The organism is Aequorivita sp. 609, from assembly GCF_014212065.1.
Classification (GTDB): domain Bacteria; phylum Bacteroidota; class Bacteroidia; order Flavobacteriales; family Flavobacteriaceae; genus Aequorivita; species Aequorivita sinensis.
This window is the reverse complement of record NZ_JACJVM010000006.1, coordinates 376,040-395,137: the sequence shown is the minus strand read 5'-3', so window position 1 is coordinate 395,137 and position 19,098 is coordinate 376,040. Positions and strand designations below refer to the sequence as shown.

The 19,098-nt window shown below is 33.3% G+C and carries 21 protein-coding genes; 13 read left to right on the top strand and 8 right to left on the bottom strand.

The annotated features are described in order from the left end of the window. Positions 1 to 136: 136 nt before the first annotated feature. Both H4O20_RS05245 and H4O20_RS05240 read left to right on the top strand, forming a co-directional pair. Complete coding sequence (locus H4O20_RS05245) at positions 137 to 1,429, top strand: T9SS type A sorting domain-containing protein (RefSeq protein ID WP_139855099.1); 1,293 nt, start codon at positions 137 to 139, stop codon at positions 1,427 to 1,429. Positions 1,430 to 1,818: 389 nt separating this feature from the next. Next, the gene (locus H4O20_RS05240) at positions 1,819 to 2,352 is read left to right on the top strand and encodes a DUF2383 domain-containing protein (RefSeq protein WP_185098501.1); all 534 of its coding nucleotides are present in this window, start codon (positions 1,819 to 1,821) and stop codon (positions 2,350 to 2,352) included. A 51-nt stretch (positions 2,353 to 2,403) separates the two neighbouring features. On the opposite strand, the gene H4O20_RS05235 is transcribed toward H4O20_RS05240, so the two are convergent. Next, a complete protein-coding gene (locus H4O20_RS05235) occupies positions 2,404 to 2,832 on the bottom strand; it encodes an organic hydroperoxide resistance protein (RefSeq protein WP_139855097.1) in 429 nt (142 codons plus the stop codon). A 93-nt stretch (positions 2,833 to 2,925) separates the two neighbouring features. Between H4O20_RS05235 and meaB the strand changes: the two genes are divergently transcribed. Next, positions 2,926 to 4,005, top strand: a complete 1,080-nt coding sequence (gene meaB, locus H4O20_RS05230) for a methylmalonyl Co-A mutase-associated GTPase MeaB (protein WP_185098500.1) — start codon at positions 2,926 to 2,928, stop codon at positions 4,003 to 4,005. Between the two features lie 2 nt (positions 4,006 to 4,007). On the opposite strand, the gene H4O20_RS05225 is transcribed toward meaB, so the two are convergent. Beyond that, entirely contained in the window at positions 4,008 to 4,949 is a 942-nt protein-coding gene (locus H4O20_RS05225; RefSeq protein ID WP_185098499.1) for an NAD(P)-dependent oxidoreductase, read from the bottom strand. Between the two features lie 266 nt (positions 4,950 to 5,215). Between H4O20_RS05225 and H4O20_RS05220 the strand changes: the two genes are divergently transcribed. The 3 genes from H4O20_RS05220 to H4O20_RS05210 are packed head-to-tail and all read left to right on the top strand — an operon-like array spanning position 5,216 to position 8,191. Next, a complete protein-coding gene (locus H4O20_RS05220; protein ID WP_185098498.1) occupies positions 5,216 to 5,926 on the top strand; it encodes a glycosyltransferase family 2 protein in 711 nt (236 codons plus the stop codon). Then, on the top strand, positions 5,923 to 6,555 hold the full coding sequence (locus H4O20_RS05215) for a lipid-A-disaccharide synthase N-terminal domain-containing protein (protein ID WP_139855093.1): 633 nt from the start codon (positions 5,923 to 5,925) through the stop codon (positions 6,553 to 6,555). Before H4O20_RS05220 ends, H4O20_RS05215 begins: the two co-directional genes overlap by 4 nt. Beyond that, positions 6,545 to 8,191 (top strand): glycosyltransferase family 39 protein, encoded by a 1,647-nt coding sequence (locus H4O20_RS05210; protein WP_185098497.1) that lies wholly within the window; start codon positions 6,545 to 6,547, stop codon positions 8,189 to 8,191. The genes H4O20_RS05215 and H4O20_RS05210 overlap by 11 nt, the downstream gene beginning before the upstream one ends. Before the next feature lie 107 nt (positions 8,192 to 8,298). Here the strand turns inward: H4O20_RS05210 and H4O20_RS05205 are convergent, their stop codons facing one another. The 3 genes from H4O20_RS05205 to H4O20_RS05195 all read right to left on the bottom strand — a co-directional run bounded on the left by H4O20_RS05205 (position 8,299) and on the right by H4O20_RS05195 (position 10,638). Further along, positions 8,299 to 8,865 carry a phosphatase PAP2 family protein gene (locus tag H4O20_RS05205; protein ID WP_185098496.1) on the bottom strand — a complete coding sequence of 189 codons (567 nt, stop codon included), beginning with the start codon at positions 8,863 to 8,865 and terminating at the stop codon, positions 8,299 to 8,301. Between the two features lie 93 nt (positions 8,866 to 8,958). After that, on the bottom strand, positions 8,959 to 9,189 hold the full coding sequence (locus tag H4O20_RS05200; RefSeq protein ID WP_185098495.1) for a hypothetical protein: 231 nt from the start codon (positions 9,187 to 9,189) through the stop codon (positions 8,959 to 8,961). Between the two features lie 69 nt (positions 9,190 to 9,258). Next, positions 9,259 to 10,638: an MATE family efflux transporter gene (locus H4O20_RS05195; protein ID WP_185098494.1), complete on the bottom strand. Its 1,380-nt coding sequence runs from the start codon at positions 10,636 to 10,638 to the stop codon at positions 9,259 to 9,261. A 99-nt stretch (positions 10,639 to 10,737) separates the two neighbouring features. Between H4O20_RS05195 and H4O20_RS05190 the strand changes: the two genes are divergently transcribed. Next, complete coding sequence (locus H4O20_RS05190) at positions 10,738 to 12,576, top strand: ABC transporter ATP-binding protein (protein WP_185098493.1); 1,839 nt, start codon at positions 10,738 to 10,740, stop codon at positions 12,574 to 12,576. Positions 12,577 to 12,968: 392 nt separating this feature from the next. Continuing rightward, positions 12,969 to 13,154, top strand: coding sequence for a hypothetical protein (locus tag H4O20_RS05185; protein ID WP_185098492.1), 186 nt, complete (start codon positions 12,969 to 12,971; stop codon positions 13,152 to 13,154). A gap of 454 nt (positions 13,155 to 13,608) precedes the next feature. Here H4O20_RS05185 and H4O20_RS05180 read toward each other — a convergent pair whose 3' ends face one another. From H4O20_RS05180 to H4O20_RS05170, 3 genes are all read right to left on the bottom strand, one after another. Next, the gene (locus H4O20_RS05180) at positions 13,609 to 14,085 is read right to left on the bottom strand and encodes a hypothetical protein (RefSeq protein ID WP_185098491.1); all 477 of its coding nucleotides are present in this window, start codon (positions 14,083 to 14,085) and stop codon (positions 13,609 to 13,611) included. 2 nt (positions 14,086 to 14,087) lie between these two features. Continuing rightward, positions 14,088 to 14,507 carry a hypothetical protein gene (locus tag H4O20_RS05175; RefSeq protein ID WP_185098490.1) on the bottom strand — a complete coding sequence of 140 codons (420 nt, stop codon included), beginning with the start codon at positions 14,505 to 14,507 and terminating at the stop codon, positions 14,088 to 14,090. A gap of 151 nt (positions 14,508 to 14,658) precedes the next feature. Further along, positions 14,659 to 14,841 (bottom strand): hypothetical protein, encoded by a 183-nt coding sequence (locus H4O20_RS05170; RefSeq protein WP_185098489.1) that lies wholly within the window; start codon positions 14,839 to 14,841, stop codon positions 14,659 to 14,661. A gap of 388 nt (positions 14,842 to 15,229) precedes the next feature. Here H4O20_RS05170 and H4O20_RS05165 point away from each other — a divergent pair, with 388 nt between their 5' ends. The 5 genes from H4O20_RS05165 (at position 15,230) to rlmF (ending at position 19,086) form a co-directional block, all read left to right on the top strand. Further along, positions 15,230 to 16,390 (top strand): DUF3095 family protein, encoded by a 1,161-nt coding sequence (locus tag H4O20_RS05165; RefSeq protein ID WP_185098488.1) that lies wholly within the window; start codon positions 15,230 to 15,232, stop codon positions 16,388 to 16,390. Positions 16,391 to 16,420: 30 nt separating this feature from the next. Continuing rightward, positions 16,421 to 16,819, top strand: coding sequence for a hypothetical protein (locus H4O20_RS05160; protein ID WP_139855086.1), 399 nt, complete (start codon positions 16,421 to 16,423; stop codon positions 16,817 to 16,819). A gap of 93 nt (positions 16,820 to 16,912) precedes the next feature. Then, a complete protein-coding gene (locus H4O20_RS05155; protein WP_139855085.1) occupies positions 16,913 to 17,368 on the top strand; it encodes a DUF1801 domain-containing protein in 456 nt (151 codons plus the stop codon). 72 nt (positions 17,369 to 17,440) lie between these two features. Next, complete coding sequence (locus H4O20_RS05150) at positions 17,441 to 18,181, top strand: AAA family ATPase (protein WP_139855084.1); 741 nt, start codon at positions 17,441 to 17,443, stop codon at positions 18,179 to 18,181. 59 nt (positions 18,182 to 18,240) lie between these two features. Then, a complete protein-coding gene (gene rlmF, locus H4O20_RS05145; protein WP_139855083.1) occupies positions 18,241 to 19,086 on the top strand; it encodes a 23S rRNA (adenine(1618)-N(6))-methyltransferase RlmF in 846 nt (281 codons plus the stop codon). Positions 19,087 to 19,098 lie beyond the last annotated feature (12 nt).

Below are 19,098 nucleotides of genomic sequence, written 5' to 3'. Positions count from 1 at the left end.
CCTGTAAATTAGTTTGTTGAAAGGATTTTATCCTTTCAAATTTCGTGAATTTAAAAAGGACTACCTTTTTATTAAAGAAAAATATAGCCTACATTCGACATCGTTAAACTCAATTTAATTTATCTAAAATTTAAGAATGAAAAAAAATACTTTTTTAATCAAAAGTTTGTTTTTAGGAGCTGCACTTTTTTTTGCCTCTAATACGCAAGCGCAAGTAGAATTAAAAATACTTACCGAAATGGGTACTCGTTTTAACGATGTTAACGATAGCGGGACAGGAATAACGCAAGACCAATATTATGATTTTGGAACAGATGCATTGACCGATATTGAACCGGAAGCCACCGGGCTTAACGCCATAAACAATAATGGCGAGGTATCGGGCTCCATGTATTATGACGAACCTAATTTTATCCTTCAGCCCGCAGTAAAGAAAGACAACGTTTGGGTACCCATTGGTTGGTTTCCCGATTCAAATCCTTCGGAATCTTCATTTAGCACCTATGGCATTTCTCCCAATGGAAAATACGTTACAGGGCAAATGAGCAAAGGGTGTTGTGATTTCGGAACGTTTTTGTACGATACCGAAACCCAGGAACTTTTTGAAATATTCGATCCAAATGGCGAGGCATTGGCAGGCTATACCGTGAATAACGACGGTATTGTTGGCGGTTGGTTGGACCAACCCAACAGTGGCGGAACCTTGCGCGTTCCTGCATATTTTAATAAAGATGGGGAAATTAATTTGATTCCCGACGGCCAATCGCCAACCATACAAGTTAATGCAATAAACGATATAAATTCCTCAAATATCATGGTGGGCGATTTTGATGGCCAGCCTTTTATATTTGATTTGGCAACGGAGACCTTTACAACTTTTGCAGCCCCAAGCGGTAATTCGGCAACTTTCACCAGTATTTCTGACAATGGCATTGCCGTGGGTTATGACGACGTGGATTTTCAGGTAAGGGAAGCCATTATTTACCATCCCAATTTAGGAAGCCAACCAGTATATTTGAAAGACGTGCTATCAGATTTGGGCGTGTCCATTAATACTCACGATGGAATGATGGGTACCGCCATTGCAGTTTCCCCAAACGGAAATTATGTGGTAGGTTGGGTAAACGGACCTCCAATGTTTGCAGAGGGATGGATTGTAAATCTTGACGACTTAATACTAGGAACAACTACATTAGAAACTACAATTGTTTCTTATTACCCTAATCCTGTGAAAGATGTACTAAACTTAAATACTAAAGAAACGATTAACTCGGTTGCTGTTTACAATGTAACAGGTCAAAAAGTTGCTAACGTAAGTATAAGCGAAAACAATACTCAAGTAGATTTCTCAAATCTTGCATCTGGTGTTTACTTCGTAGAAGTAAAAAGCAATGGAAGTGTAGAAAACTTAAAAGTAGTTAAAGAATAATTAGACTCCCCCTCTAGTTTTTATTAACCATAAGCCTCTTTTTAAATTTTAAAAAGAGGCTTATTTATTCTCCTTTTATAAGACGCTCTTATAGGAATAAAAACTTCCTATAAATGACATCTTTTTTGGTATAGATAAATCAATAAAAAGCCATTAGCAGATGATCTTTGAAATAGCAATAAATCGAATATTTTATTTTTTTTGAAAAATTTTAAATCAAAAATTTACACAAAAAACAGGAACCTCTTAATACCTCTAACAGATACTCATAAAAAACGTTAAAATAATTGAATTTTTTATAATAAAAATAAGATAATATTACAAAACATTTAAGATATAAAATTTCAAATACCGCTTATTTATATTAACTTTGATAAAATCGAAAAAATATGAAACAGAAATACGCAGACTTCGATAAACTTAACCGTTTACTGGTGGCATGTTTTGAAGCAGAAAAGTTGTATTACAATGCTGCTCAAGATGCTCAAACTACGGAATTAAAGCGGTTTTTGAACTATATGGCTGTTGAGAGAAACAGGATGAGTCATGATATCAGCAACGAACTTCACTCCCGTGATATCGAACCTTTGAAAGAAGATTCTAACAAGGGTAATTTAGACCGTACTTGGCAAGAAATAAAAGAAGCTTTAGAAAATTTTCACGCTGAATCTATTGTAAATTCTTGTATTAGCCGAGATCGCAATAACATAAAACGATACGACGAACTTTTAGAGCGAAGAGAATTACCAGACGGTATTCTTGAGTTACTTGAAAAACACAAGTATCAGTTAGAATGGTATATAAAACAAGCTAAACAACACACAAAAAAATGTCCTTTTATTGAATCTAAAAAAGAAGAACAGCCTCAAGACGAAAATAAAGGAAAAAATGACGGTAAAGTCATTAATCTTAAAGCAATGTAATAAAAAAAAGCCCTGAAAAACAGGGCTTTTTTTATTGCTAAAATCTTGTTCTTATTCGTCTAACAACAAATTCAAAGTTACAGTAATATTATCACGGGTTGCTCTAGAATAAGGACATACTTCGTGAGCTTTATTCACTAAGTCTTCTCCTGTCTTAACATCCACTCCTGGTATATAACAATCTAAAGTAGCCTTTAGCTGAAGGTTGTTTTCTTTTGTCATACCAATTTCAATATTTGCAGTTACGCTCACATCTCCATCAAGTTCAACTTTTTCTCTCTCAGCTACTAATTGTAGTGCTCCACCAAAGCAAGCTGCATAAGCACTTCCAAATAGCTGCTCAGGGTTAGTTCCTTTTCCACCGTCGCCACCTAGACCTTTAGGAGTTGAAAGTTCTAAATCTATCTTTTTATCTTCTGAGGACACATGACCTTTTCTTCCTCCTACTGCTGTAGATGAGGCTTCATATAACTTTTTCATTTCTTTGTATTTTTATTAATATTAAATTCCAATATACTATGTTAAACCCGTTTTTAAAAAAACATATTCATAAATTTGTCCTAAATTCACAGTGTGGCTAAAAAGATAAAAAATACAAGTGCTTTAAAAGAGAAGGAAGGCGTTCCACAACCTAATACATTGAATATGGAGGTTGTAAATAAACTTCGTGCTCGAAAAAAGAAAGAATTAACTGTTGAGGGTTTGGTTTCAGGAATTTTAAATGGAAATCAAACTGCCTTAAGCCAAGGAATTACTATAATTGAAAGCAAGGCTGAAAAACACCAACTCCTAGCTAAAACGCTAATTGAAAAGTGTTTGCCTCACGCAAATAAATCAATCCGTATTGGAATTACAGGAGTTCCAGGGGTTGGAAAAAGCACATTTATTGAAAGTTTCGGAAAGTTATTAATTTCCAAAGGCAAAAGAGTTGCAGCACTTACGGTAGATCCTAGTAGTAGTATTAGCAAAGGAAGTATTCTTGGTGATAAAACCCGAATGGAAGAATTGGTAAAAGAGCCTAATGCCTTTATTCGACCTTCGGCAAGTGGAAGCACTTTAGGCGGCGTAGCGAGAAAAACACGAGAAACAATTATTTTATGTGAAGCTGCAGGTTTTGATGTTATTTTAATTGAAACTGTTGGTGTTGGACAAAGTGAAACAGCAGTTCACTCTATGACCGATTTCTTCTTACTACTAAAACTCGCTGGTGCAGGTGATGAATTACAAGGAATTAAACGCGGTATTATGGAAATGGCAGATTCTATTGTGATTAATAAAGCTGATGGGGAAAATCTCAAGGCCGCCAAGATGGCTAAAAATGAATTTAACCGCGCCCTACACCTCTACCCTCCCAAAGAAAGTGGATGGAATCCAAAAACTCTTTTGTCTAGCGCATTGAATAACGAAGGCATTGAGGAAATCTGGGAAGTTGTTTCTAACTATTTCGAAAAAACTCAGGAAAACGGATATTTTCAACATAAAAGAAAAGAACAGAACAAATTCTGGCTTATGCAAACTATTGAAAGTAGGTTGAAAAGTGATTTTTATGCTAGACCTTCAATTAAAATTGAATTAGAAAAGCAATTAATCGCTATTGATGAAAATAGAACAACCCCTTTTGAAGCTGCTGAAAAGTTACTAAATCTAAAATAATCTTACTTAAAATTCTTTTTAAACCATTCAACTTGAGCTTCTAAGCCTTTGCGTAAATCTGTTTTTGGATTGTAATCTAAAAGATTTCTTGCCTTATCGATATTAGCCTTAGTTCTCGATTGATCCCCTGCACGAGGTGGTTTCTTTTCAAAATTTATTTTTTCTTGAAGAATATCTTCAACCGTCGAAATTCCATCAGCAGTTGTACTTTCTGTTTCAGTTCCTAAATTGAAAATCTCCCCATTGCAAACATCTTCTTTACCGATAACGCTTATAATTCCGTCAACAATGTCTTGCACATAAGTAAAACTACGAAGGTGTTTTTCACTCCCATCAAATAGAGGAAACGGTTTATTATTTAAAGCACAATCTATTAACCTTGTATAAAGTTTATCAGGTCTTTCGCGAGGTCCATATACCGAAAATAATCTTAGAGAAGTTGCTTGTAACTTCTTTTCACGGCTTTTTGCCAAAGCTAATTGCTCCGCAGCTAATTTTGTAACACCATACCAAGATGCAGGTTTTGCTGTAGTTGTTTCAGGAAAGGTAGCTTCAAGTCCGTATATTGATGAAGTAGCAATATTTACAAAAAAAGGTTTTTGTGGTAAACTTTCAGTAAATTCTAATAAGCGCTGAGTTGCTAAAATATTATTACTAAAATAATCTTCGAAAGTGGAAGTATTTGATATGCCTGGATGTGCAGCAAAATGAAATATATAATCTAAGTTTTCAGGAATTTTACTTCTTAAATCATCAGTTCGTAGGTCTAGTTTTAGAACTTCAATATTTTTTTCGGCTAAGGCTTTTGCATTTAACTCTTTTAACTGCGTATCGTAATAAGGTGAAAAATTATCAACTCCAATTACATCATGACCGCCAGCTTTCAATCTTTCTGCAGTATGTGAACCTATAAACCCAGCAGCTCCCGTAACAAGTATTTTCATTTATTTAATTTTCAATCAAGACTGAAGAAAATCACAAACCACAACAAGTAAAATATTTAAATCTCTTTTTACTACTTTAAAGGCTTGTTTACACTTTTCTTTTCCTTGCAAAATAACATCTTTTTAAACAAACACTTTTACCTTTCGCAACTTTACTTTCATTAAACAAAGTAATATTTTGACTATGCTTGGTATTCATCAACTAATAAACCTATAAACTTCTCAACTAAAAACTTACATTTGCAGAAATCTTTTCAATTTATTGCATGTACGAATTCACAATCATTGTACCCGTTTATAACGAGGAAGAAAACTTAGAAAGAGTTGAAAAGGAACTATTAGCATATACCAAAATCGCTTCTAAAAAAACATCCATACTGTTTGTTAACGATGGTTCAAGTGATAATAGTCAAGCTTTAATTGAAGCTATATGTAAAAGAAATGAAGCTTTTAATTTTATTTCTTTTAAAGATAATCGAGGGTTAAGCGCAGCAATTAAAGCTGGATTTGACACTGTTGAAAGTCCGTTAGTGGGTTATATTGACAGTGATTTACAAACCGACCCAGAAGATTTCAACCTACTTTTAAAACACATTGATGAGTACGATCTTGTTACTGGGGTTCGTGCCGATAGAAAAGACAAGTTTGTAAAAAACATGTCGTCTAAAATTGCAAACGGTATCCGCCGCACATTTACTCACGATGGAATGGACGATACAGGATGTCCTTTAAAAGTTATAAAAACAGACTACGCCAAACGTATTCCTATGTTTAAAGGGCTTCATCGTTTTTTACCTGCCATGATTTTATTACAAAACGGAAAAATTATCCAAGTACCTGTTAAGCATTTTCCTAGAACGGCGGGTACAGCTAAATTCGGGCTATGGAATCGTTTGATTGGGCCTTTAATGGATTGTTTTGCGTACTTATGGATGAAAAAAAAGTACATCAATTACGAGATTAAAAGTAAGGGATGAGTAGCTGGCTTATTTATAGCATTGGTTTTTTAGCTCAAATTCTTTTTAGTGGAAGACTATTACTTCAATGGATTCTTTCTGAAAAAAGCAAACGAATTATAACTCCTTCCACATTTTGGAAACTAAGTTTATTCGCTTCATTTTTACTTTTTGTTTACGGATATCTAAGAGACGACTTTGCAATAATGCTAGGGCAAGCGCTCACTTATTACATCTATATTCGAAATTTACAACTACAAGGGGAATGGCAGAAATCTCCTAAATTACTGCAAATATTTCTAATTATATTTCCGGTGCTTATTGTAATATTCGCTTATAATAACGGCCAATACGACCTCAATAAGCTTTTTAACAATCAAAATATTCCGTTTTGGTTACTATTACTTGGTATTGTTTCGCAGGTTTTGTTCACCCTAAGGTTTATATATCAATGGATAGTATCAGAAAAAACAAAAAAATCTCAACTTCCAGTTGGATTTTGGAGAATGAGCGTAATCGGAGCTTCACTAATTTTAATCTATGCCATTTTTAGAAAAGATCCTGTGTTATTTGTTGGGCATATAGCTGGATTGGTAATTTATATTCGAAATATTTTCATTTGGAAGAAACAAGTTGATAATGAAAATTGAAAGAAATTATTTAGTGCTTCTTATAATTACTTGCGCAGCCATTTTCTTTGTGAATTTAGGCTCTTTGCCCGTAAATATAATGGAAGCTCGCAACTTCATTACGGCACGTGAAATGCTTACCGATGGCAATTGGCTGCTAACCACAATAAACGGAGAACCACGTTATCAAAAACCTCCATTACCTACTTGGTTAACGGCTTTTTCTGCAGCGATTTTCGGAATAAAATCAGTTTGGGCTTTACGTCTTCCCGCAGCCATAATGTCGCTTATTTTAGTCTTAATCTCATACAAATTTGCACAAAAACTTACATCCGAAAAGCTGTATTCTTTTATCAGCTCGCTTGTTATGGCGACTTCATTTTATATAGTAGCATCTGCACGCGACGGCCAATGGGATATTTACACCCACGGATTTATGATGTTGTGTATTTATATGCTGTATCACTTTTTTATTGAAGACTTAACTAGACATAGTGTAGGAAATCACAAATATCGAAATGCACTTTTAGCAGGACTGTTTTTCGGATTTTCGTTTTTAAGCAAAGGCCCCGTTTCTTTTTATGCGTTACTTCTACCCTTTCTAATTTCGTTTGGGATAGTTTATAAGTTTAGAGATTTAAAATCAAGATGGCTTCCTTTATTACTTTTTATTGTAGTTGCAGCTATTGTTTCTAGTTGGTGGCATTGGTACACCCTTACTTTTGATCCTGCGGCAATAGAAATCACCAAAAAAGAAACTACCAACTGGATTAGTTACGAAATAAAACCATTTTATTACTATTGGAGCTTTTTTACACAAAGTGGAGTTTGGACTATTCCAGCGTTTGTAGCATTACTATATCCTTATTTAAAAAATCGCGTATTCAATAAAAAAGCTTATCTCTTTACTTTTCTGTGGACAATAATTTCAGTTGTCTTACTTTCTTTAATACCAGAAAAAAAATCGAGATACTTATTGCCCGTTCTTATTCCAATGGCGCTAAACACTGGATTTTATATTGAATATCTTTTCAGAAGGTTTAAAGAATTAACTGATAAAAAAGAAACAATTCCAATTTATTTTAACTTCGGACTTATTGCCTTAATAGGAATAATTTTTCCTATTGGCGGATATATTTTTCTGAAAGATGGTCTTGAAGGGAATTGGCTTTGGTTTGTGCTCCTTTCAATAACGCTTTTGATAATTGGAGTTTTTATGTTCCGAAACCTCTTCAGAAGAAAAATATCAAATGTATTCTATTTAACAATTGCATTTATTGTTACTGTTATTTGGTTTGGACTACCGCTAAGTAATGCTATTACAAACAATCCTGAATACAAATCGTTTTCAGAATTAAATGCTTTTGGTAAAACTGAAGGATTAAGTATTTATGAGTTTTCTGATATGACTCCGGAGCTTATTTGGGATTACGGTGAAAAGATGACGATTTTAAAAGATGATAATAATGTTATCATTCCAGAAGAAAGCAAGTTTGGTGTTATGGTTTCTGAAAACAATCTAGAAAACTTCAATAATACTTTTGCCGATTATCGCAAAGAACTTGTAGAGCGATACGACATGAATCCAAAAGGTTCCGACAGCCGCACTCACAAAAATAGATTGTATAGAGATTTATTTATTGTATCGAAAAAATGACGAATTCAAACCTGACAGGTTTTAAAAACCTGTCAGGTTTACAGAAAGTTAAGAATTAAATTTTCGTTGTAAATAAGAAGTTCCGACTGCGCTCAACCTGACATGTTTTAGGTATTGAACTTACGTTGTCCCCATTGCTGCAACAAATAAAAGCCCCAGCCTAATAGACCACCAATGGCCATTCCTGTAATAACATCTAAAGGATAGTGAACGCCTAGGTAAATTCGGCTGTATCCTGTCATAATTGCCCATATTAAAAGAAGAAAAGGCAAGTATTTGTACCATTTTTGCAGACTCAATCCTAGAAATACGGCTGCTGCCATTGAACTAGCTGCATGTGCTGAAAAGTATCCATATCTTCCACAACCATCCGCAACGTAGCGCATAGTTTCTTTAAGCTCGGCTACTTGGCAAGGTCTTGGACGTTTAATTCCGTATTTAAAAAGATTGGCTAGTTGGTCTGTTGCAGTAATCATTAAGGCTACACTTACTACAATTACAAGCATTCCCTTTAATCCGTAATGTTTATATATTAAATAAAGTAAGACGGCGTATAAAGGAATAGATGACCATTTTTCAGTTACAAAACGCCAAAACCCATCCCAAGAGGTATTTCCTAGGTTATTTAGAAATAAAAATAGTTCGGTGTCGTATTCTAATAATTGGTCGAGCATTTTTTTTTAATTCTTTTGTAAAAATTCAGCTATTCGCTTTCACCACGGATGAAATAACAGTTTAATATTTTCGTGTGCCGCAGTAATAGCTAATTAATCTTCTTCGTACAAGGCAATCTCACGATCGTAAAAATCGGTAGCGCCTTGGATTAAGTTTTCTGCTTCAGCTTCTAATTCTTTTTGATCTTCATTGTCAAAATCTTCCAGCCATTCTACTTCATCATTTTCAAGGTTTATGATAAAACGAGGAAATTCTGTGTGAATCACAAAAATTGCATTGGGGTAATCGCTATTGTCGCCTAGTAAGTATTTTGGGAAATCCATTTTTAGATATAAGTTTAGAGTTATAAGTTTTTTTTAATCAGGATTCAGTTAAACATTTTCCTACCATTATTATTTTGCAGCCAACCTAATTAATTTCTTCGAAAGATAGTTAAATCTGATGAATAACATAATTCCACTAGCGCTTAGACCAGCTAGTAGCCCTATCCAAATTCCCATACTTTCTAAGGAAGTGTGCATACTTAAGTAATACGAAACTGGGAATCCAATAATCCAATAAGATATAAAGGTTAACACTGTAGGAATTTTCACATCTTGCATTCCGCGTAACGCTCCTAGAGCAACCACTTGTAGCGCATCTGTAAATTGGAAAATAGCAGCAATTATCAACAACTGTGAAGCTAATATTACTACTTCATTGTTATCGGCAAACTGTGCTAAATTATCGTAATCAAGGAATATTTTTGGTAAATCACCATTAAAAATTATAAAACCAGCTACGAAAACTAATGATAAAATAGACGTTAAAAGGAAGATAGAAATGGCTACTCGACGTAACTCCACATAGTTTTTTAAACCTTTCTGATTACCCACTCGTATCATTGCGGCTACACTAAATCCCATTGCCACCATAAAGGTCATAGATGCAAGATTTAGTGCAATCTGGTTGGCAGCCTGTGGGTTTTTACCCAATATTCCCGAAAGCCAAACAGCAGACGTAAAAATCCCGACCTCAAAAAACATTTGCATAGCTGAAGGAAAACCAAGGTTTAAAAGTTTCTTAAGCATTGCTTTACTAAGGGTGAAAATCTTAATTTCGGTAACAAAGAAGCGCGACTTTTCTTTTCGACTTAGCAAATACCATAAAGAACCTACCAACACAACACGCGATGCCAAGGTGCCAATTGCAGCACCAACAACACCTAGCTCTGGTGCACCAAACTTTCCAAAAATGAACATATAGTTTAGTAAAATGTTTACCAAGTTTGCTATTATTGTAGCATACATAGGAAGTCGTGTCATCGACATTCCATCACTAAACTGTTTAAAAGCTTGAAATATAATCATTGGAACCAATGATGCAGCAACCAAAGTAAGATACGGCATAGCTAAGTCCACAACCTCTGGGGGTTGTTTCATCATATACATCAAAGGTTTTGAGAACATCACTAAGGCAAATAAGGCAATCCCTAAAGCAATACACAAAAATAGTCCGTGCTTAAACGAGGATTTCCCTTTCTCTCTATTCCCTTCTCCATCAGCTTCAGCAACCAAAGGCGTTATGGCTGTAGAAAACCCAATGCCTAAGGACATTGCTATAAACATAAAACTATTTCCAAGTGAAACAGCAGCAAGTTCGGCACTCCCCAACTGCCCAACCATAATATTATCTACCAAGGCTACCACCTGATGTCCCAGCATACCCAAAATAACTGGGGTTGCCAGTTTGGTGTTGTATTTGAATTCGCGAGTATAATCTGAAAGCGCCAAAATTTAAATTTTGCGCAAAGATAGTAGTTGTATAATTTAGAATAGCTTTGTATTTTAAAAATTATGAATTCATACTTCTTAATTCAGAATTAAAAATAAATGGCAAGACGAATCCCAAAATCTATAACCGATAAGAAAGAAAAAACTAGCGTTAAAGACTCCTTCAAAGCACTAAAAACGATTCCTAGATTTTTTAGAGAAATATTTAAAAGTAGTCCGAAACTTTTCTTACTTAATATCTTCAGTAGGTTAATTAATGCTTTTACTCCTGTTGTAATTCTTTGGGTAGGTAAAATGATTATTGATGAAATCATACTTCAAGTTTCGTTAGAGGATAAAGATTTTACTCAATTATGGAATTTGGTGCTTATTGAATTTGCCGTGGTAGTGCTTTCAGATTTGTTGGGTAGGTTGATAAATCTAACCGATGGACTTTTAGGAGACCTCTACTCCAACGATTCTTCCGAAAAGATAATCCGAAAAACTGCCGAATTAACTATTGCCCAACTAGAAGACCCTGAGTTTTACGACAAGCTAGAACGTGCTAGAACCCAAACCAACAGCAGAGTTGAATTAATGAGTAACGCTTTAGGACAGGCTGAAAGTGTAATTTCTATATTTTCATTAATTGCAGGATTGGTATATTTTGAACCTATATTAATCCTAATTCTTATACTCAGTATTATTCCATCTTTTATTAACGAAGCCAAATTTAGCAGTACCCGCTATTCACTTGCTAGAAGTTGGACCGCAGAAAGAAGAGAATTAGACTATTTACGATTTATTGGAGCTAACAACCAAACTGCTAAGGAAGTTAAACTTTTTGGACTTACTGATTTTATTGCTGAGCGATTTAAAGATCTTTCCAATGAATATTATCACCTCAACAAAAAACTTTCGTTGAAACAAAGTTTATACGGTTCGCTGTTTAACATTCTAGGGATATTGAGTTATTATGGCGCCTATATTTATATTATTTTAAGAGTACTTACTGGAGTTATTTCAATCGGGGAACTTACTTTCCTTTCTGGATCATTCAACAGATTGCGAAACAACCTACAAGGCTTTTTCTCACGATTCACTCGTATTTCTGAAAGCGCCCTATACCTTCAGGATTATTTCGATTTCTTAGATTTAAAAATCGAACAAACTTCCGAAGCAAAAACTCCTATTCCCGAAACCATTACACAAGGCTTTCAAATAAACGATTTACATTTTGCTTATCCTGGCAATAAAACTGAAGTGCTAAAAGGTGTTACTTTTACTATGAAGGCAGGAGAAAAAATGGCTTTTGTAGGGCAAAATGGAGCTGGTAAAACAACACTTATAAAACTTTTCTTACGTTTTTATGAACCTACAAAAGGTGAAATATTATTAGATGGAATAAACATCAATAAGTTTGATGTTGACGAATACCGAAATCGATTTGGAGTGATTTTTCAGGATTTCTTTAAATATGAATTTACCCTTCGTGAAAACATTGCTGTAGGGAACATTTCTGAAATCGATAATGATAAAACCATTGGTTACGCCGCCAGTAAAAGTTTAGCAGAACAAGTTGTAAGCGAAATGGAAGACGGTTTAGAACAACGCCTTGGAAGACGTTTCTATCAAGGGCAAGAACTGAGCGGCGGACAATGGCAAAAAGTAGCCCTCGCTCGCGCCTATATGAAAGACGCCGATATTATGGTACTTGACGAACCCACTAGTGCTCTTGATGCACAAGCAGAATACGATGTTTTTGAACGATTTATAGCACTTACCAAAGGAAAAACTAGCATTATTATCAGCCATCGTTTTAGCACAGTACGTATGGCAGACCGAATTTTGGTGTTGCAAAACGGACAAGTATTAGAGCTAGGCACTCACGAGGAGTTAATGGCAAACCCTAAATTGTACTCGGAGTTGTTTAAGTTGCAGGCAGCGGGGTATCAGTAGGATTTGAAATTGAAATTGAAATTGAAATTGAAATTGAAACCGAAGTTGAATATTGTAGGTATTAAAAAATCCAAATTCATCACCAGCATCTATTATTTTGGAGGATGATAACTTATAAAAAATGTGAAGTCTAAGTTCTCCTGAAAAGGAAAAATGCTCAAAAGAACGGATGAATGAGTTTGAATCCAGTGGCGATACGATAGAATCCTTTGATGCACTCCAGGTCAAATTGAATTTTATGCTTCAGCTTTATAAAAACTGTACTTTTGTCTGTTCGAGCGCAGTCGAGAACTATTGAGCTTATATAATAGGTTTCGACTGCGCTCAACCAGACATCTGCTAGAATCTTCAAAAATATACTTGGGGTTGTTAAAATTGCAAACGGCAATGGAATGAAAGAGTTTGTATTAAAAATTGAAGTCAATGGCAAAACGATTGAACCCCTTGATGCTCTCGAGGCTAAATTGAATTTTATACTTCAGCTTTATAAAAACTGTACTTTTGTCTATTCGATCACAATCGAGAACTATTGGGCTTATAAAATAGGTTTCGACTGTGCTCAACCAGACATCGGCTAGAGGCTTCAAAAATATATTTGGATTGTTAAAATTGTAGGCGGCGGGGTATCAGTGAGCTTTGTAATCGAAATTAAAGTTTGTAAGGTTAAATATTAATTGGAGAAATAAAAACATTAATCTCTTAATTACGTTAATAAATGAAGTTGGAAATACTGAATTAGTAGATTAGAAAAATAATTGATTAAAGTATGAGAGCATACGATTTAAATAAAGTCGAAGTCTATAAAATTATCAATTTTCCCAAATTAATTTATATAACTAATGCAGGTATACAAACCTACTAAAAAACTCCTGGTTAATAAGTTTCAATAATTCTTCATTCTTATAACTCACTTTCTACTTAAAAAATTATTATAATTTATTTAATTGAAAACCTAGGAGTTACATTCTTAATTTGGACTTAAAATTCAGATTAAAATTTAAATAAAATCTAAATTTTTAAAAGTTTGTAATATTATATATCTCGTTCCCAGTCCGTTAAAATATTTGACTTCTTAACTCCATCAGAGAAGACCGAAGTATTCATTTCTTCCCTTATACCTATTTCTATAATATCTTTTTCAAAGTTATAAATAATTATAAAATTTGTGTTATAACAATTATGCTTCTGACAAGCCCAAGAAATAAAAAAATTATCATCTATTTCAATGGGTTTTTCAACTTGCCATGTTTCAATAAGATATTCATATTTGGAGCCCAAAACAGATTTCAATCTATCTGTAAATTTTTTATTTTCAAAAATCTTTGCTTCATTAGGATATTTACCATTAAAACTTTTTAAGAAAGTTAGATTTGAATCCTTTATAATTGGTTTTTCTGGAATTAACTCAGTATTAATTTCTTGAATATAATTAGTATTAATTTCTTTTTTTGGCTCTTGTAAACATGATAATAACGTTAAAGGTAAAAATAGCAGTAAATACTTTTTCATGCTTAAATAAATTTTATCTTAAACTCAGTGAATATTAAGGTGAATGCGAATATTGTTATAGAAAAATAAAACGCATATTTTATATCTAAAAGTGCGGCTTTAGTGTAATAATAACTTTTCACAGGATAGGTATAGAAATTCGAGTTTGAATATGCTAAATCTCCAACGTTATAACCATTCCCCTCTGTTTTAACTTCACTGTTAAAAAATGATATATAAATAATTGAAATTATAAGATCTGTAGGCTTATGATATACTGTAAAGTTTATCATTCCATTTTTATCATATGTAGGTGTATCTGAATTGGCAATATATTTGAATTCACCAAAGTGTTCTAGAATATATAATAGACCGAAACCTATGACGAATGAGAAAAGGAGATTTCTAATTAAGTATTTTTTTATCTTAATGGTAATAGCCATATGCAGTTAAAATTAATATCTCATGAGAACACAAACACACTTAATCCGACATTTAAAATAAACATAAAATAATCTTTCCTTTCAAATGCATTTATTTTATAACCTAGCGTCTAGATAAGTTTTTCAAAATCGTACTTAAGAAAATAAATGATTAAGAAAACAATAAAACAAGTATCGCTATTAGAGCTACAATATTAAGAAAAACATGAGTTCCTTTAATACTTTTGGAATTTCCTCTAGACTCTAAAGGAGTGTCAGAATAGGCTATAAAGTTTATAATTCCCCCTATGACAAACCAACCTACAATTATACCAAGTACAGCTAAAATTTTCATGTTTTTATTTTTAACAGAGATACGATAAATTTTAATTAAAATAAAACAGATATTAAAAAAATTTAGAAAATTGAATTTTTTTAATATGATTTAATCTCAAAAGATAATATTTATACTTTCTAGGGGTTTTTATTTTTCATAATAAAGAATTTGGCTTAGCAGTTATTCACTAAGCAACTATTACATTTTGCTGATTACCCTGCAATATTCAACTGACAAATCTCAATTTAAAAAAGAAAGTCCTAAAGATGTTTTTATAATTGACAGAATCCAGTTAAAAGTCGTTTTTTTTTTGGAAAAACGGATTTATTTAGGACACATCACGAAGAATCTTTACAAATTATCATAAACATTAAATTTTATACATTTGGATAGTTGAATTGTACTAATGGAGATCCTAAAATCCTATGCCAGATTAAAAAGTTCTAATGAATCGCTTATAGAGCTATTGGCTAGTGAATCTAGTTTTTCTAATGTTCCTAGCAATTGGCAGGTGGTGGTTGTAGACATCCAAAATTCTACCCATGCTGTTAAGGAAGGCAAACACCATCAAATAAACTTGACCGCAACTGGAGCAATAATTTCAGTTTTGAACACGATTAGAAAAGAGGGAAAGAATGTAGAAATCCCATATTTTTTTGGAGGTGATGGCTCCACTTTTATTGTCCCCAAAGCACTTCTATCTAAAGTTACCTCTGTTTTAGAAAATTACAGACTACATATTAAACGCAAAACCAAGCTAATCCTTAGAGTTGGGTATATTTCAGTGGAAGAGTTAAACGATCAAAAAACTACAATAAAAATAGCCAAACACCGACTTACTGAACAATTAACAATTCCCATTGTTTTAGGAAACGGTTTAAAAAAAGCTGAGGAAATCATTAAAGCTAATTTTATAGAAAATAATGCTACAAGTTTTAAAAAAGACCTTCTCAATTTAGAAGGAATGGAATGCAGGTGGAAGGAAATTAATCCGTCACAAACTAAAAATAAAGTTATTTGTTTACTGTTGGATGCCACAGACGAAGCTATTCAAATTGAAGTCTATAGTGAAGTTCTATCCAAAATAGACTCGCTTTTTGGCACATTTAAAAACAGACAACCTATAAAATCTCAAAATCTTAAATTGAATTATAGTATTTACAATATTTGGGAAGAAATGAAAATTAGTCTCGTCAATAAAAGTTGGATCTACTTATTTAAAAATTGGTTTTCAACACTTATAGGAACACTATATTTAAGAATAACTTCCACTGGAAAACAATATTTACAACAAATAAGTCAGTTGTCACACACATTTATGCTCGACGGTAAGGTTAATACAATTTTTACTGGGGAACAAAGTAAAATAGACGCGTTTTTAGAATACTTAAATCAACTAGAAAAAGAAAAGAAAATCATATTTGGCATTCATATTACCCACGCTTCCGTAATGTCTTGTTATGTCCTAGATAGAAAAACAAAGCATTCTCATTTTGTTGATGGCACGGAAGGTGGTTACACCTCAGCGGCCAAAATGTTCAAAATGAAATTGAAGGGTTTAAAATGATTTTATAAATGAAACGTAAAAGCAGTGCAAATGAAACAGCTCCCAAAAGTCACTACTGCAATAAGCTTCCTAATATTTTTAGCAGTTGTTTTTGCTTTATTTCAGGGTAGAAAAAGTGAATGGATAAGATTACAAAACATCGATAATTTTCTGCCAGAATTTTATTCTCATATTTCAAATTTCTGTTTAAGCTATATTCTTTATTCGGGGATTGGATATTTTTGGATTATGGCGGGTGTAAAATTTAAATATATAGTAGGCTTAGGAATCGTAATATTAGCAAGCAATTTTATATTTGAACTTTTTATAAATGTTTTAAATACTCCAGACATTATAGACGCATATTACGGAGTTACAGGAACTTTATTCGCCTTATTATTTCTTTTTATTAGTTATAAATTTGGGTTTAAAGCCATTAAGCCAGAATAAATCTATAAATTTATTTATAGAATACAATAGAATTAAATTACAATTCTTCTGTAAAAACTTTAATTTTAGCCCAACACAATCAAAACTCTCATTATGCAATCTAAAGCTACTACAGCAGACCAATATATTTCTGAACTTCCTGAAGTCCGTCAGGAGGTAATGAAAAAACTTAGAGAAACTGTAAAGTCTAATCTCCCTAAAGGTTTTGAAGAAACTATGCAATACGGAATGATTAGTTATGTTGTTCCGCATAGTATTTATCCAGATGGATATCACTGTAAACCTACAGATGCGTTGCCTTTTTTAAGTATTGCTTCTCAAAAAAATCACATCGCATTTTACCATTCGGGAGTCTATGCAGATCCTGAGCTTTTAGATTGGTTTGTTAATGAATATCCAAATCACGCCACAGGAAAATTAGACATGGGCAAAAGCTGTGTTCGATTTAAAAATCCTAAGAACATTCCTTTTGACCTCTTAGGTGAGCTTAGCTCGAAAATTACTGTTGAGCAATGGATTGAAAAATATGAGAGTGTTTTAAAGAGGTAGAAATTACTTCTTCGCAATCTGACGCTCATTTCAAAACCTTCGCTATTTTTGCATTCTCAAATAAAGAGGCAAATGGCAATATCAGACTATATTCTCAACTCAGATGAAACTACTATTGGATTAGATGAAATCCATTTGAGTGATTCTAATAAAAATGCTTTAAATCAGTTATTAAAAGAATTTAAGCATTTGGAGATTTTAAGCAAGTATAAACTTCCTGTTGATAATAAGATATTTCTTTTTGGTCATACAGGTTGTGGTAAAACGACTACTGCCAAAGCCATTGCACAAGCTTTAGGCAAAAAAATAATCATCTTAAACCTTGGAACTGTTGTCTCTTCCCGTTTGGGCGAAACTGCCAAAAACATTACAGATGTTTTTAAAAAAGCTATGCGCGAAAAAGCGGTGTTGTTTTTAGATGAATTTGATTCCATCGGAAAACTTCGAGATCACGACGACAAGGATTCTTCAGAAATGAAACGCCTTGTGAATACCGTAATTCAGTTAATTGATGAAATGCCTAATGAAACCTTATTAATTGCTGCAACAAACCATCCTAAGGTGATTGATTCTGCTTTGCTAAGAAGGTTTCAATTAAGACTGGAGTATGTTTTGCCAACCAGCAAACAACTAGATAACTATTACGACACGCTGTTAAAACCTTTCCCTGAAGAATTTAGAAATATTAAACGCAGCTATAACATTTCGTATGCTGAAGCAAAGGACATAACCTTCAGCGCAGTAAAAAATGCAATTATAGCAAGTGAAGAGGCTAAGGAAAAAGCAGGGATTCGTGAAAATATAGAACAATAGGCTAAGTAACGAGAGAACAGTGATGATTGTAGTATCTTTACAGTTCTAAAAAACTACTCGTGCATCTAAAGAACCCATTCAACAAAGACTATAAGTTCAATAATCTTATAGCTAAACATCCCCCATTAAAGTCTTTCGTATTTGAAAACGAATACGGAAATCAAACAATTAAATTTGCAGACAGCCAAGCTGTAAAAGCACTAAACACTGCCCTACTTAAGGAACATTTTGGTGTAAACTATTGGAATATTCCTGAAAATAATCTCTGTCCTCCAATTCCTGGGAGATTAGATTACCTATTGCACGTTGCAGATTTAGTATCAGAAAAAGACATTCATCTATTGGATATTGGTACTGGAGCAAACCTTATTTACCCTATTCTTGCAAGTACTCATTTTAATTGGAAATGTACAGCTAGCGAAGTGAACACAGATTCATTAAGCAATGCACAGGAAATAATTGATGAAAACGAAGCTTTAAAAAACATTGTACTTCGACACCAACAGTTCAAAAGCAATATTTTAGAACATATAATTCTGCCTACCGACGCTTTTGATGTTGTAGTTTGTAACCCACCTTTTTTCAAAAACCGAACAGATGCCGAAAAGAGCAACTTAAGAAAATTTGAAAATTTAAAACTCAGTGAGGATAAAACTCAAAATTTTGGGGGATTGAGTAACGAACTTTGGTACAAAGGTGGCGAAGAAGCATTTATTAAAAAAATGGCTGAAGAAAGTGTTCAGTTTAAAGATCAAGTACGTTGGTTTACCTCTATTGTTTCACAAAAAGAAAACCTAAAAAACATAAAACGCGCCATCAATAAAACGAAACCAACTGAAGTGAAAATTATAGAGATGGAGCAAGGCAATAAACAAAGCCGCTTCGTTGCTTGGACATTTAAATAAATTACTTTTTTA

What these genes read in the sequence shown, in the direction of transcription:
- H4O20_RS05245 (WP_139855099.1), top strand. Translation starts at nt 137, where the DNA reads ATGAAAAAAAATACTTTTTTAATCAAAAGTTTGTTTTTAGGAGCTGCA.
- H4O20_RS05240 (WP_185098501.1), top strand. Translation starts at nt 1,819, where the DNA reads ATGAAACAGAAATACGCAGACTTCGATAAACTTAACCGTTTACTGGTG.
- H4O20_RS05235 (WP_139855097.1), bottom strand. Translation starts at nt 2,832, where the DNA reads ATGAAAAAGTTATATGAAGCCTCATCTACAGCAGTAGGAGGAAGAAAA.
- H4O20_RS05225 (WP_185098499.1), bottom strand. Translation starts at nt 4,949, where the DNA reads ATGAAAATACTTGTTACGGGAGCTGCTGGGTTTATAGGTTCACATACT.
- H4O20_RS05220 (WP_185098498.1), top strand. Translation starts at nt 5,216, where the DNA reads ATGTACGAATTCACAATCATTGTACCCGTTTATAACGAGGAAGAAAAC.
- H4O20_RS05215 (WP_139855093.1), top strand. Translation starts at nt 5,923, where the DNA reads ATGAGTAGCTGGCTTATTTATAGCATTGGTTTTTTAGCTCAAATTCTT.
- H4O20_RS05210 (WP_185098497.1), top strand. Translation starts at nt 6,545, where the DNA reads ATGAAAATTGAAAGAAATTATTTAGTGCTTCTTATAATTACTTGCGCA.
- H4O20_RS05205 (WP_185098496.1), bottom strand. Translation starts at nt 8,865, where the DNA reads ATGCTCGACCAATTATTAGAATACGACACCGAACTATTTTTATTTCTA.
- H4O20_RS05200 (WP_185098495.1), bottom strand. Translation starts at nt 9,189, where the DNA reads ATGGATTTCCCAAAATACTTACTAGGCGACAATAGCGATTACCCCAAT.
- H4O20_RS05190 (WP_185098493.1), top strand. Translation starts at nt 10,738, where the DNA reads ATGGCAAGACGAATCCCAAAATCTATAACCGATAAGAAAGAAAAAACT.
- H4O20_RS05185 (WP_185098492.1), top strand. Translation starts at nt 12,969, where the DNA reads ATGAAAGAGTTTGTATTAAAAATTGAAGTCAATGGCAAAACGATTGAA.
- H4O20_RS05180 (WP_185098491.1), bottom strand. Translation starts at nt 14,085, where the DNA reads ATGAAAAAGTATTTACTGCTATTTTTACCTTTAACGTTATTATCATGT.
- H4O20_RS05175 (WP_185098490.1), bottom strand. Translation starts at nt 14,507, where the DNA reads ATGGCTATTACCATTAAGATAAAAAAATACTTAATTAGAAATCTCCTT.
- H4O20_RS05170 (WP_185098489.1), bottom strand. Translation starts at nt 14,841, where the DNA reads ATGAAAATTTTAGCTGTACTTGGTATAATTGTAGGTTGGTTTGTCATA.
- H4O20_RS05165 (WP_185098488.1), top strand. Translation starts at nt 15,230, where the DNA reads ATGGAGATCCTAAAATCCTATGCCAGATTAAAAAGTTCTAATGAATCG.
- H4O20_RS05160 (WP_139855086.1), top strand. Translation starts at nt 16,421, where the DNA reads ATGAAACAGCTCCCAAAAGTCACTACTGCAATAAGCTTCCTAATATTT.
- H4O20_RS05155 (WP_139855085.1), top strand. Translation starts at nt 16,913, where the DNA reads ATGCAATCTAAAGCTACTACAGCAGACCAATATATTTCTGAACTTCCT.
- H4O20_RS05150 (WP_139855084.1), top strand. Translation starts at nt 17,441, where the DNA reads ATGGCAATATCAGACTATATTCTCAACTCAGATGAAACTACTATTGGA.